8 protein-coding genes and 3 pseudogenes are annotated in these 13770 nt (G+C 63.4%); 6 read left to right on the top strand and 5 right to left on the bottom strand.

What is annotated here, in order from left to right:
* The first annotated feature begins 3 nt into the window (after positions 1-3).
* Positions 4-957: an ABC transporter permease gene (locus AC1DIN_RS25755; RefSeq protein WP_476811797.1), complete on the top strand. Its 954-nt coding sequence runs from the start codon at positions 4-6 to the stop codon at positions 955-957.
* Positions 957-1841, top strand: coding sequence for an ABC transporter permease (locus AC1DIN_RS25750; protein WP_476811796.1), 885 nt, complete (start codon positions 957-959; stop codon positions 1839-1841). The genes AC1DIN_RS25755 and AC1DIN_RS25750 overlap by 1 nt, the downstream gene beginning before the upstream one ends.
* Before the next feature lie 619 nt (positions 1842-2460).
* Here AC1DIN_RS25750 and AC1DIN_RS25745 read toward each other — a convergent pair.
* From AC1DIN_RS25745 to AC1DIN_RS25735, 3 genes and pseudogenes are all read right to left on the bottom strand, one after another.
* The gene (locus AC1DIN_RS25745) at positions 2461-3900 is read right to left on the bottom strand and encodes a DUF1254 domain-containing protein (RefSeq protein ID WP_476811795.1); all 1440 of its coding nucleotides are present in this window, start codon (positions 3898-3900) and stop codon (positions 2461-2463) included.
* A 541-nt stretch (positions 3901-4441) separates the two neighbouring features.
* Positions 4442-4909 (bottom strand): annotated as a pseudogene (locus tag AC1DIN_RS25740) (transposase); the annotation flags it as partial.
* A gap of 310 nt (positions 4910-5219) precedes the next feature.
* Positions 5220-6135 (bottom strand): annotated as a pseudogene (locus tag AC1DIN_RS25735) (aminotransferase class I/II-fold pyridoxal phosphate-dependent enzyme); the annotation flags it as partial.
* A gap of 20 nt (positions 6136-6155) precedes the next feature.
* Between AC1DIN_RS25735 and AC1DIN_RS25730 the strand changes: the two are divergent.
* Positions 6156-6314 carry a hypothetical protein gene (locus AC1DIN_RS25730; RefSeq protein WP_476811831.1) on the top strand — a complete coding sequence of 53 codons (159 nt, stop codon included), beginning with the start codon at positions 6156-6158 and terminating at the stop codon, positions 6312-6314.
* Here AC1DIN_RS25730 and AC1DIN_RS25725 read toward each other — a convergent pair.
* Positions 6311-10915 carry a beta strand repeat-containing protein gene (locus tag AC1DIN_RS25725; protein WP_476811794.1) on the bottom strand — a complete coding sequence of 1535 codons (4605 nt, stop codon included), beginning with the start codon at positions 10913-10915 and terminating at the stop codon, positions 6311-6313. The two genes, AC1DIN_RS25730 and AC1DIN_RS25725, sit on opposite strands and share 4 nt — an antisense overlap.
* A gap of 563 nt (positions 10916-11478) precedes the next feature.
* On the opposite strand from AC1DIN_RS25725, the gene AC1DIN_RS25720 reads away from it, so the two are divergent.
* The 3 genes and pseudogenes from AC1DIN_RS25720 to AC1DIN_RS25710 all read left to right on the top strand — a co-directional run bounded on the left by AC1DIN_RS25720 (position 11479) and on the right by AC1DIN_RS25710 (position 12907).
* Complete coding sequence (locus AC1DIN_RS25720) at positions 11479-11949, top strand: hypothetical protein (RefSeq protein WP_441470798.1); 471 nt, start codon at positions 11479-11481, stop codon at positions 11947-11949.
* Between the two features lie 264 nt (positions 11950-12213).
* Positions 12214-12464 (top strand): annotated as a pseudogene (locus AC1DIN_RS25715) (IS21 family transposase); the annotation flags it as partial.
* Between the two features lie 8 nt (positions 12465-12472).
* A complete protein-coding gene (locus AC1DIN_RS25710; RefSeq protein ID WP_476781061.1) occupies positions 12473-12907 on the top strand; it encodes a VOC family protein in 435 nt (144 codons plus the stop codon).
* A gap of 728 nt (positions 12908-13635) precedes the next feature.
* Here AC1DIN_RS25710 and AC1DIN_RS25705 read toward each other — a convergent pair.
* Positions 13636-13770, bottom strand: a 135-nt coding sequence (locus AC1DIN_RS25705) for a transposase domain-containing protein (RefSeq protein WP_476811829.1), incomplete at its 5' end; no start/stop codon positions are given.

The raw sequence follows: 13770 nt of genomic DNA, 5'->3' as shown, positions 1-13770 counted from the left end.
GTCTTGATCGGGTTCCTTATCCGCCGACTGGGCCAGTCGCTGTTGCTGCTGCTCATCGTCTCGATGATCGGTTTCGCGATCCTGCATCTGGCACCAGGCGGCCCGCTTTCGCAGTTCGCTGCGGGCGGCGACATGACCCAGGCCGATCTGGACCGGATAGCGGAACAGCTCGGCCTGAACCGCCCGCTGCCGATCCAGTATGTCGAGTGGCTCTGGCGCATGCTGAGCGGCGATTGGGGCCGCTCCTACCGCGATCAGCAGCCGGTGATTCATGTCATCGCGTCGCATCTGGGCGCCACGCTCGAACTGATGCTGACCTCCACGCTGATCGCCATGGCGATCGGCGCCTGGGTCGGCATCCTCGGAGCCATCAAGCGCTATTCGCTTTTCGATGCGCTGGCGACCGTCGGTGCGATGGTGGCTCTTTCGATCCCGACCTTCTGGTTCGGCCTCGTCGTGATCTACGTCTTTTCCGTCGGGCTCGGCTGGCTGCCGGCCGGCAACCGCTACACGGTCGGTGACGGCTCCCTGCTCAACCAGCTACATCACTTGATCGGGCCCTGCATCGTGCTGGCCCTGGTTTCGACCGCGGTCTGGAGCCGGTACATGCGCTCCTCGATGCTGGACGTCGTCAACCAGGACTACATCCGCACGGCTCGTGCGAAAGGCGTCCCCGAGCGCCAGATCCTGCTTCGGCATGCGCTCCGCAACGCGCTCTTGCCGATGATCACCATCACCGGCCTGCACGTTCCCACGCTGCTCTCGGGCGCCCTCGTGACGGAAACCGTCTTCACCTGGCCAGGGATGGGCCGCCTGTTCCTCGATTCAATCAGCTATCGCGACTATCCCGTCGTGATGGGCATCCTGATGTTCTCGGCCGTCCTCGTCCTGCTGGGTTCCTTGATCGCCGACCTGCTCTACGGGGTAGCCGACCCCCGCATTTTCGGGAGTCGCTGATGAGCGATGCGCCATTCATGAGCGGGGTTTCGATCGGACCGGCTCCAGGGTTCTGGAACAGCCCAGGGTTCCGGCGATTTCGCCGCCACAAGCTTGCGGTCTTCGGCAGCTGCAGCATCGTGCTGCTGACACTCGCCTGTGTATTCGGGCCGATGCTGCTGCCTTATACGGATACTTTCATCGATATTCGCTCCCGCTTTGCCGCGCCCTTCTCCGGCCCGCACATTCTCGGGACCGATCCGCTCGGCCGCGATATCCTCGCCCGTCTTCTGATGGCGGGCCGTATCTCGCTTGCAGTCGGCTTCTCCGCCATGCTGATCGCCATGGGCATCGGCATCGCCGTCGGGATGGTCGCAGGCTTCTACGAGGGGGCTCTCGGCGCCGCGCTCATGCGCTTCGTGGACGCGATGCTCTGCTTTCCGTCGATCTTCCTGCTGCTGGCCATTTCAGCGCTGGTCTCGCCTTCGGTGCCGTCGATCGTGCTTCTGATCGCGATGACGTCCTGGATGGAGGTCGCGCGGGTGGTCGAGGCCCAGATCCGCTCCCTCAAAACCCGCGAATTCGCCCAGGCAGCCATCTCCTTCGGCGCCAGCAGCCGACGCATCATGCTGCGCGAGTTATTGCCGAATGCTGTGGCGCCCATCGTCGTCGCGGCGACACTCAACGTGGCACATGCCATCCTCGCCGAGAGCTATATCTCTTTCCTCGGCTTCGGCATCCAGCCGCCAACGCCGAGCTGGGGCAACATGCTCGAAAGCGCCCAGAGCTACCTCACCAGCGCGCCCTGGCTCGCGATCATCCCCGGCGCCGCCATAACGCTCGCGGTAACTTCGTTCAACTTCATAGGCGACGGGCTGCGGGACGCTTTGGACCCGAAGCTCTAAAACCGAACTCGCGCGGCCGGCCGATGATGCGCCAAACGTCCGCTTCGAGGCCGTAATTCGATGTCTGGAGCGGGTGGATTATGTTGAAAAAGTCGGCTGCAATACTTCGCGCCGGTTTACCCGGCCGAAGGTAGAAATTTCATCTCTACGCTGACGCAATGGTTCGGACGCGAAGGGCATTTTCCTGACTCGTGAAGAAAATTCCTCTCCGTCTAGCGCCGTTCTCAAACGAATTTGGCGCTAGCCGGACTTTTTCAACACAATCGGCGCATTTCGACCTGAGCGGAGGAGGGCGGTTCAACGCGCTTGGCAGAACGGTTTGCGCCAGCAACCGCAATCAGACAAGAGATTACACATCGTCCCCGCCCACCCTGCGCCTGCGCTCAACCGGCGCGGGAGTCTTACCCGCAAATTGGAGACACGCGACAGCCTCGGGCGTGCCGCCCGTCGCCTTCGTGCGATCCGCGTCGAAGCCGATCGCGCAGGGCCAATAGGTGACGTTCTCAAAGAAGAGAGGCCGTCATTGGACCTCCGCGTGACCGCTGGCGCGTCCGTATCGGCCGGATGCTTCCCTTTCGCGCTGGCATCGGGGGACATCTTGCCGACATGAAATTGGGCACTAGGACACGCGCTTGAAGCCCGGAGGCTTCCACATCCCCTCGCCCGGCGGCAGAATCGATGGTGGTGTGGTCTTCGGCCAGTACAGGCGCATGACCACATAGATCGGACCATCCGGCGCCGGCAGCCAGTTGGCCTCCTTGTCGGCTCCGGGCGACTTGTTCTGGACGTAGAGCGTCAGCGAGCCGTCAGCGCCAAGCTTCATGTTTGGCAGCATTGGCGAGTTGATCAGGTAGCGGTTGATCGGATTCTTCACCAAAAGCTGCGACTTGCCGTCATACATCGTCACCGACCAGAAGGCGTTGATCGGCGGCAATTGCCCGGCCGGGAAGGTCAGTGTGTAGTTCGATTTCGAGCAATCGAGTTCCCTGCCATCGGCGTCCATCTTGGTCAGAGGGTACATGGCCTCCACGGCATCGTTGCCAAAGATGCCGGCCTTCGCGGCTGCCGCGCGCAAGAGCCAATCGCCATGATAGAATGCGGCATCGCCGAACGCCGAGCTGATGCGCCAGCCGTTGATCTCGTTGCCGAGGGTTGCAACGGCCGCGGTGATCTTACGCTCGCCTTCCTTCATGCCGAGCAGGATCTCGGCCTTATCCTCCAGCGACAGGCTACGGAAATCAAAGCTCTTGCCCGGCCCGACGCCGATCCGCGCCAGTTGCTCGCGGATCCAGCGATCCTCCGGCAGCGCCGGGGCGAATTGAAGCACGAAATCCAGGTATTCGAAGAACTCGGTGCGGACCAGGTCCTTCTCGAATTTGGGGAACGAAAGCGCGGGCGCGGGCGCGGGTGTGGGCTGGTTCAGATAGCTGGACAGCGTTTGCGCCTTGTAGCCGGCCTGAACCTTCTTGACGGCCTCGATATCGGCCGCGTCGAACAACTGCGTCCGGAGAAGTGACAGGCAGAAATCGGTAGTCGACCGGAACACTTTCTTAATGCCGGCCGGTGTCACGCCGGTCCATCGCGGGCCAACGACCATGTAGCTGCCAGCATCGCTGCCGGTGGCGCGCGAGCCGACATAACCAAAATTGTAGGTGTTAAGGTCGATCAATTGCAGGGAGTAGTAGCGCTTGGGATCGATCGCCGGCACCGAGAAGACGAAAGGCTCGGCCCGCAGATCCAGCCATGCGAATGAGTACGGCGTGTCGCTGTTGGGGGTGACGACGGCGGTGTCTTCGTATGTGAAGACGCGCGCGTCGTTGTATAGCGTATTGAACGGCGCCTTGTACTGGCCCGACGACTTGTCGACCGCATACTCATTCATGACGCCATAGGCCATCACCATCGGTAGGCCATAAATGAAGCCGGCCTCGGCAATGTCCTTGGCCTTGAAGAATCCCGGGCGCTCTGACCACTCAGCCCAGGCTTGGCTTGAACTTGCGGCAGTAGCCGCAATCGTCGCCAACGCGGCAGATCGCAGAAAATCGCGCTTCGTTGGCATGTGCGAACTCCGGGTCGATCGCTTTTGCATCGAACACTCTCTTTCCGTGGTTGAACGAGCCTTGATACGCTACGGTTCTTCGCCACTCTCGCACACTGAAAAGCGCGGAGGGGCAGACTGCCACCTCTCGGCTACAGCTCGCCAGCGGAGAGTTCTTGCCATTTCGCGCCAGATCGCCAGGACCAAGGCGTAGCAGCCGGAAGACGGCATCGCGCATGTCCCCCGGATGGCGCGACCCCCACGGTACTAGGGATCGAGCAAAGGTCAGCTTGCGACCGATTGTGTTCTTTAACGGGTCAAGGTCTGGCAGTTTGGTCCTGAGCGGTTGATGCCGTTGGGTGCCTGCGTTCTCTGCGTGCTCATTGGCACTTGATGGGGTCAGCTGGGTGCAAGGTGGCTTGGTTGAAAGCGCAGTCGGCCGACCTGGTCGGCAGCATGCTACGGAATCGGCGCCATCATCTGCTCCCTCCCTTGGGCGTCGCTCCGGCTCGGGAGCTCGTTGCGGCCTCCTGTCTCGTCTGCCTCTGCCTGGCTCTGATTGTCAGGCGGGCCGGAACTCGGTGGCATGCCGAAGCATGGCGTGCGTGATGATCGCGAGACGGCGGGCGAGCGCGATCCGCGCCTTACGCATTGTCGAGCGCCTGGCAATGGCGAGCGCCCAGTCTTTCAGCTTCAGTTTGCCCTTATAGCGGGTGAGCATGACGTTGGCCGCTTCATAGAGCAGGGTTCGCTTGCGTTGGTCGCCCACCTTGGAGATGCTGCCGACATAGTCGATCTCGCCGGACTGATAGCGACGGGGAACAAGACCGAGATAGGCACCAAGGTCGCGCGAGCGCCGGAAGCGCGACGGATCATCGATGGCGGCGGTGAAGGCCAGCGCGGTGAGCTGGCCCACGCCGGGGATGGTCATCAACCGACGGCAGGTGTCGGAGGCGCGAACGAGGCGCTTCATATCCGCGTCGATGGCGGCGACCGTGCCAAGAAACGCGTCCCGGGCCGACGCGCAGCCCTACGCCGTACATGAACAGGTAGTAGAACATCGACTTGGTGAAATTATCGAGCGCGAGCTTCACCCCGTAGGCCGACCCCCACACGGATCTGGCGCAACCGACGATGATGGCGGCCGCGACCATGCCTAGGCCGTAGCCGCCGACACTCTGGCGCCCCAGCCAGACCGCAAGGCCCACGGTGAGGAATAGCAGGATGAACGCATTGGCACCGAAGAACTGGAAGAAGCTCGACATGATCGAAGGTCCTTCTGCGCCTATTGCGGGCTCGCATGCGCGAGCCCCGGATGGCTGGCATCGTGGGTGCTCGGGTTACTTCGACTTGGCGGCGAGGACGTCGGGGCGCAGCAGTTTGCGCCCCTTCGCCGCCTCGTAGCCGTGGATCTCCTTCACATCGAGCTTACGCATGAAGTTGACCGTCTCGGCGGTCAGAACCTGCCCGGGTACCATGATCGGAAAGCCGGGAGGGTAGGGGATGACGAAGTTGGCCGAGATGAACTCGGGGCCATTCTTCAGCCGCTTGTCCACCTCTGGGCTGGCCAAGGGCAGGTATTCGCACTCGGCCTCGACGTAAGCGCCGTAGAACGCGGTGCGCATCTCTCCTTCTCGCGTTTTCTTGCCCGCATCCTTGCGGAACGAGTCGTGGAAGTGGCTGAAATTGGGGAGTTCGGGCACGTCGTCCATCAACGATTTCACGCGCGCCGCGAAGACCGCGCGGCTGCCTTCGCCGCCATCGCGCAACCCATCCTCGATCTCGCGCGAGATGGCGACGAGTACCCGGATGAGGTGGGCGATGTCGCTTCGCGTGTTGTTGATGTTCGACTGAAGCAGGATCGAGTTGCGCGAGGTCTTGTTGAGCTGGATGTTGAACCGGTTGGGCGAGGATGCCCTTGAACTGCGTGCCGTCGAAGCCGGCGGTGCCGCAGACCATGGTCATGCGAGTTGGGTCGAGGTAGAACTCGTCCTCCCGCATCGCCTTGACGATATCGCCCCAGTTCGTGCCGGGCTTCAGGAAGTCGACGAAGCCGGACTTGCGGAACTCCGCGGGAATCATCTCGTCCGCGCCGAGAACCTTGAAGTATTTCGAGATCAGCGGGTGGCTATTCACCGCCGCCCTTATCTTAAGCGCGATCGAGATCGCGTTCATCACGAGTCCGTGTCCCTCCAGTTCCATCTGCCGGCGCGCGACGTCAAGACTGGCGATGAGCCGCTGGTTGGGACTGGTCGAAAGCACCGGCAGAACAGGTCGTGAAGGACATCCGCCGAGCGACGCGGCGGCAGTTTTCAGCCGAAGAGAAAATCCGCATCGTGCTGGAAGGCGTGCGCGGCAAAGCGATCATCTGGAAAACATCGCGCGGCCGCGTCTCGGCCGCTCGATCGGCGCTGGCGCCGTCGCGGGTTTCTTAGAAATTCACCCTGAGCTGCGCAGTGCCGCCGACACGTTGCGTGTTCCCGGACAGCTCCGAGTCGACGCGCATGCCGAGGCTGACGGTTTGGCTAAGCTTGATATCGGCTCCTGCCGCGAGCAGCGCCGCATTGCGGTCGGGCCTGGCACCGCTCACAGCGAAGCTCGCGCCGGGCAGGCCGTTGAGCGCGGCGGTGAGGTCGACGTCGCGCTGGTAGTAATGCGCCCATGCGGCGCGGACGAAGCCGGTGACGGGCGATGCGCCCGCGATCAGGTTGGCGTCGAGCTGCAGGCCGAGCTCGCTGCGGCTGGTGATGCCGGTGCGCCGCGGCAGCGTCAGCATGCCGACGGTCGCGCCCATCGCGTCGCGCTCGACCGCAGCCGGGCTGTTCGCCCGCACCGCCTGGAAGGCGGCGAGCGGGGAGAGCGTCAGGCCACCCCAGCCTGCCACTGGTAGGCTCGCCTCGATTCGACCGGACCAGGCCTGCGTCGCATAGGAGGCGGCCACGCCGGTGCGGCCCAGCGCCGGGATGGCGCGGCTGGTGTCGGTGTCGAGCCGGGCATAGCCGAGCGCGCCGGCGAGGTTGACCGAGCCAAGCGTGGTGCGGCCATAGAGACCAGCCTGGAAGACATCGGCCTCCGCCTTGCCGAGCCCGCCCGAGAGCGAGTCTCGCGCCTGGCCACCCGCGACTGCAGCGCCGATGACGGTGCTGGAGCCCAACCGGATGTCGGCGCCGAACGCGACATGCGCATCGGAGAGGTTTCGGTTGGCCGAACCCACGACGCGGTCGCCGTCGGTTCGTCCGGTCGAGCCGAAAGTCGCGCCCCAGAGTGCGAAGCGCGCCGGATCGAAGGTCGGGCGTCCCGACCCATCCTGCCTCGATGGCAGGTCGGCTGTGAAGCCGGCCACGCCGGCAGGGCCGCCGGGCGCTCCTGAGAGCCGCCCGCTACCCGAGCCGTCCAGCATCGTGCGCAGGAATTGGTCTGAAGCGACATGCGCCATCGCGGGCGCAGTCGTATGGACCTCGCCCGAGAGCGAGTTCACAGCCGCTGGGATCGCCGCCGCCGGCAGGTTGTAGATCCCGAATAGGGCAGACGGGTCGACGCGATTGGCCACCGCACTGTCGATGGCCGAAGCGACCGAGGCGGCGTTGCGCGGCGCTGTGACGCCGAGCGTCGGTGTCACGATTGGCGCCAGCGGCTTCGGTGTCAACGTTAGCAGCACGTCGTTGACGGTGTAGCTCACCGCAGTGGTGACACCGTCGCCGAAGGAGCCGGTCGTGTCGACTGGGCCGAAGCGCGTGCCTCCGAGCCCGCCCGCTGCCGACAGCAGCGTGTAGGGGCCGGAGAAGCTGTAGGCGCCGCCGAGCGGCACGATCCGCAGCGTACCCGCCAGCGAGGCCGTGCCGGTGACGTTGACCCGGTCCGCGACAGTGCCTTGCACCTCGGCGATATAGGTCGATGCGACGCCCATCACGAGGCTGCCGTTGACGGTCAGCGTCCCCGGTGAATTGCCCGGCGAAAGCGTGCCGCCGATCGTGGTCGCGCCGACCGAGCCGGAGCCAGCCAGCGTCGCACCCGCATGTACGATCACCGGCGTCGCGACCGAGCCGTCGACGACGAGGCTGCCACCAAACACCTGGGTCACGCTCGTGTAGGTGTTCGTTCCGTTCAGCGTCAGCGTGCCGGTACCGGTCTTGAGCAGCGAGCCCGCGCCCGAGATCGTGCCGGAGAAGGTCGTGCTGCTGTTGTTACCTCCGGCATTCAGCGTCGTGCCGCCCAGGAGCACGTCGCCCGTGCCGGACAGCGAGCCGACCGTCTGGGCGATGCCGTTGAGATCGAAGACCGCCCCGGCCGAAATCTGAACCGCCGTCTGGTTCGGCAGGACGCCCAACCCGCCCATCCGTAGCGTGCCTTGCTGGATCCAGGTGGCGCCTGAGTAGGTGTTGATCCCCGACAGCGTCAGGACCCCGGCGCCCGTCTTGGAGAGCGTGCCCCCGCCGCTGATGACGCCGGCCAGGCCAAAATCCAACGAACCGGTATCGATGAAGGCGGTGCCGCTCGACAACGCCACGGCGTTGGCCAGCGTGAGAGCAGGGGCGTTGGCACGAAGCGTCGTCCCACTCGCCATCTGCAGCGTGCCTGTGCCGAGCGCGCTCGCCGATCCGACGGCGAGGGTGCCTGCGTTGAGCAGCGTGCCGCCGGAATAGCTATTGGCGCCGGACAGCGCCAGCGTGCCGGCGCCGACCTTGGTCAGGCTGGTCCCGACGCCATCGATGATGGCCGAGCCGATTGAAGCGGCGACGCCGCCTGCCGTGTTGATAATGCCGCCCCCGGCGACGCCGAGGCCGAGAGCGCCTCCGGTCAGCACAAAGCCGTCGCTGGTGAACTGCAGCGTGTCGAAGTTTTGCGTGCCGGACACCGTCACCGTGCCGGCTATGCCCTGGAACACGCCGACAGAGCTCAGCCACGGGGCATTGAAGCCCGCCTCGCCCGGCGCCACCGCCCAGTTGGTGTTGCCGCCATTCCAGGTGCCCGTGCCGCCATCGACGGCACCGTTCCCGGTCTGGTCAGCGCCGTCCCAGAACTGCAGGATCTGGCCGGCCCCGAGCACGGCAAGATTGACTTGCGGCGGCAGGCCGGCAGGCATGCTGTAGACCGTCCCGGTCGCGCCTGCGACGCTGGGCGCGGACAGTGCAAGCGACGAGAAGCTGCCGCTGATCGTGCCGCCGCCGGTGACGTCGAACAGGCGATAATAGCCGGCCGAAGCGACATTGGCCGTGAGCGTGCCGCCGAGCGTCAGGTTTCCGGTCGCCCCGCTGCCGTTGATGATGATGTGGTCGTTGGTCGCGCCGCCCGCGACTCCAGGGGTGCCGAGTTCGAACACGGTGTTCGAGCCGGCATTGATCGCCAGCGATCCTACCGTGAGCGTGCCCGGGCTGTTACCGGCCGACAGCGTTCCGCCGGAGGCGACCGTCACCGCTCCCGCGATCAAACCCGAACCGGCAAGCGTCGTGCCGCTGCCGACGCTCACGCTGGACGAAGCCAGCGAGCCGTTCACGATCAGCGTGCCGCCGTTGATGGTGGTTGCGCCGGTATAGGTGTTGGCGCCCGTGAGCGTCCAGGTGCCTGTGTTTATCTTCGTCAGCCCGCCTGTCCCCGTGGCGATCACCCCGGATACGGTCCCTGTCCCGGGGCCGGCTAGGGTCAGATTTTGGCCAGAGCCGGTAATGCCGCCGGTGACGGTCAAGGTACTTGGAAAGGTCAAAAGGCCGGCGTTGATCTGGCTGTCCGCGGCGAGAGTGATGTCTCCGCCATAGGTGCTCGTCCCGCCGCCCGCTTGCAGGGCGCCGAAACCACCTGTGCCGCTGCCCGAGAGCGTGAGCGCCTCCCCGACAATGTTGACGCTGCCGCCGAGTATAAGGGACGCGCCCGATGCCACCACCGTTCCGTTCGCTGTCGAGCCGAGACCGAGACTGTTTGTCACAAACAGGGGGCCCGAATTTACGATGGTGAGGCCGGAATAGGTATTGGCGCCTGCCAGGGTCCATTGGCTGCCGGACTTCGTGATTGAGCCGGAGCCCGTGGCAATCACCCCACTGATGGTGCCGCCGTTGTTGCTGGAGCCGCCAAGCGTCAGATCCGTGTTGGATCCAGTGATGCCGCCCGAAAGATACAGCGAGCTCGTGTTATTAACATTGATACTACTGGCTGCCGCCAGAGTGATCGCGCCCTGGAAGGTGTTCACGCCGGAATTCAAACTGGTGAGAGCGCCGCCCCCTGACACGCCAGTCCCAGAAAGCGTCAGAGCTTCGGCGCCGACGTTGATACCACCCGTCAAGGCGAGCGTCGCACCCGAGTCGACCGTCGTGCCGCTGGAAACCGCACCGAGGCCACTGGCGTTGGAGACCGTGAGGGTGCCGGCCGAAACCGTCGTCAAACCCGAATAGATGTTCGCTCCGGACAGGGTCAGGCCGCCGGTACCGACCTTGGTGAGGGCGACCATATCCTGAATTGTACCAGCATAAGTGGTGCTTGAATTCAGTCCGCCAACCGACAGAGTTTGTGCCGCCCCAAGGGCTCTTATGATGCCGGTGCCTTCGATCGAACCGATCGACAGCGTATCACCGGCGCCCATAATTAAATTCAGTAATCCGCCCTGGCCGATAAATCGCGAGCCCGCCGCCGAACTCCCGGCACCGAATTGCATCACGCCGGAGGCTGGTCCCGCAATAAGCGCCATCGGGCCGGTAACCGTGCCAGAGATAATGAACCCGCCCGCCGCTCCAGCAAACAGTGTCTGCTCGAAGGTCGAATTATTGGTGATGTTGGTGATAGCCAGAGCCGAGCTGGGGGCAGTCGACAACGTGTAGGCGAGCGCGTTGTTGTTGTATTCGAGCAGCGTGAGCGAACCGCCGGACGCGGTGACATTTCGCTCCGCCGTGGGGCCGTTCGTGAAGGTCGCCGTTGTCGGCACCGCTCCGCCAGCCCAGTTCGAACCGAGGTTGAAATCCCCGGTGGCGCCCAGCCAGTCCGCCGCATGCGCCTTGCCGGGGGCCATCACAGCCGTGGCAGCGACGGCGAGTGCCAGACCGCTCACCATCGTTTTGTCCACCAGCGCACCCCGCAAACGCGATAGCGTATTGGCGGCGACGGCACGGCTCCTCGAAGGCATCATTTATGCAACAGCCCCGCGGCGATGACGCCGGTTGCGGGCACGGATTGGGCGGTGAAGGATGTCGTCTCGCGCAGGGCGCGGCGTCGGCAGGAGATCATAGGCTCTCACGGTAGGCATAGTCCGTCGCCATTAGCCCGCGACGCAATTTGCGCAGTTTAGCGATTTTAGATCGTGATGCACCTGCTTTCCGATATTGCGGCATTGTCGCGGCACGATCGGCAGCTGCGTCTTCCGCTCACTTGTCACAGCCCAGGCCGCATAGGTCGTAGGCGCAGACGGCGTTCCGTTGGCGGTAGACCCAGGCGCTGAAGGCGAAGGTTCTGACCCTTTTGAGCATGGGGCAGGGTTGCGGCTCGCCGAACCGCGAATGTTATTTTGCGCTGGATCAAACACCTTGGCTGGTTCTCGTGATTTGATCGTGACTTCGAATGGGAGCCCTGACGGTTCGCTTACACGCGGGTCCGATCAGCTTGCCGACGGAGGGACCCATGAGGGCAACTGCCTTGAGCGCAGCACTCATTCTCGTCTCAACGGCGATGGCATTGAGTGACGATGTTCCTTTCGCTGCACTGCCACCGAAAGGAGAGCAAGAAATCTCGAATCTGGTCAGTCTGGGCGACATCATGAGCGTAACTCAGTTGCGTCATATCAAGCTCTGGTATGCGGGCAACTCCAAGAACTGGGATCTAGTTAACTATCAACTTGATCGCATTAGCGAGAGTCTGAGACGAGCCGCAGTTCTGTACGTCAATATTCCGGTCGACGAGGTCAACGCTGCAGCTGAGCATGTGACCGCCCTGCGCCAGGCCGCCGCTGCCAAGGATAGCGGCAAATTCGTGCGCGCTTATTCCGCGCTGACAATGGCCTGCAATAGCTGCCATTCGCACGGCGGGGTCGGCTTCATCAAAATCCAGACCCCCACCTCATCGCCGTTTTCTGATGAGAATTATGGTAAGTGAGGTCGATCCGGGTTGGACTGGGTGCTGCAAGCAGCGGTTATCTGAGTTCCTCAGCGCGCCGGGTCGGACTGCGTTTTTGACCGTGAGCCGGGCGTGTTTGTCAGTAGGCGTTGAGTTCTCCCTGACGGTTGGCGCCGAAAATTCCCTGCCTAGCGTCCTTGCCTGAAGCAGCCGGGTCCACCCGCTGCTTCAGGCGTTCCACCCGTCGCCGATGATGCCCGCCAAGGGGGCGGCGGCGGTGGTCCGGCTTAGGTTGGAGAACGGATGATGATCCCGGATCTTCACCGCCAAAGGCCGTCCGCGACGGCGATCACGCGTCGCACGGGGCGTTATCGCAAGGCGATCCGCAAAAATATCGAGCGGGGCCTGGAGCTGCCGGCCTATGGGCCGCGCCAGGTTGGCCGGCCGAATAAGATCACGCGCTACTCGATTATGTGCGTGAGCGAGTTGTGGCCTTTCCTGAACTGACGGCGACGCGCCGGACGCGGGAGTTGCGCGAGCACGGCATAGAAGGAATCCAACCATGACCAAGGCGTCCAACTGGCTGGTCGATCACACGGGCATCGGCGTATCGGACATCGCCCGCTCCGCGCACTTCTACGAGATGGCCCTGAAGCCTCTCGGAGCGCATGTCGTCTCCTGCATCTCGCGCACCATGAAGCCCGCGGATCGAAACGACGTGGATCTCGCTGGTGTCGCGTTCGGCATCGACTACCCGGTGTTCTGGATCGATACGTTCCATCCGAGCGGGGTGCGACAGCATACGGCATTCCGGGCGAGCAGCTGCGAGCAGGTGGACGCCTTCCATCGCGCGGCCGTGGCCGCCGGAGGCACCGACAACGGAGTACCAGGCATCCGCTCGGGCGGATATCCTCCAGGGTACTATGCCGCTTTCGTCCATGACCCCGATGGGAACAACATCGAGGCCGTCTTCCGAGGCGATATGCGCTCAGATTGAGGAAAATGAGGGATTCCCGGCTGCCTTTTCGGCGCGAGAGGTCGTTGAGCTTCACCAGTTCGAGGACTTCGATCCGATTCCCGAACGGATCGTCGACATAGGGTCGTTTGATGCCCGGCAGATCCATACAGAGCCAAATTCGAGGCCGCGGGATTGAAGCGGACCCATTGCACGTTCTGAACGTCCGGGCTTGCTTTGCAGGACAAACGGCGTCTCCTCGCCGAGATGAGGCTGGATGCTTCCGCTCTCAAACCACATTCCGCCACGTGAGCGCTGTTCTTCGGGCTTGTCGACCTCTCTGAGGCCCAGAACGTTTCCGGTAGAATTCCCGTGCGTCCCGTTCACAGACTGCGGGCATCGCCAGTTGAATGTGGTGCAATAGCGAGGCGAGACGTGTGCGTGCCTATCCATATCGTCGCCCATCAGCTGCATGATCTCTCGGCCGAGTTGGCCAGCGTTGGATCACGCGATGCCAGCTTGCCGCTTCCCCACGGACGCGGCGACGAATTCCATCGTGGATCGCCGACGGCAGATCGGCGTGCAATGCCAAAGGGGAGGAATCTCGTCGATCCTTACGGGCATATCGATGAGATTAGGGTCAAGACGCGGGATTTCAGGTAAGATTGGAATTCTTCGATCGTCGTGAGACCTAACGGGGTCGTCATGGAAATTGCCGATGCTCAAGACTTCGAGCTAGCTTGGGATAAGGTCCAGGGTAAGCGGTGTTCTCAGGCCACGGCCTTGAGCGGCTGAGGCGCATAGGCCCATGGCAGCAGGTTGTCGATCTGGCTCTGGGGATGGCCGGCAACGATACGGGTGATGACGTCGACGAGGTAGGCTTGCGGATCGACGCCGTTGAGTTT

The sequence above is a fragment of the Allobosea sp. 05T438 genome (genome assembly GCF_056396025.1).
This window is presented reverse-complemented; position numbering and strand designations above follow the sequence as displayed.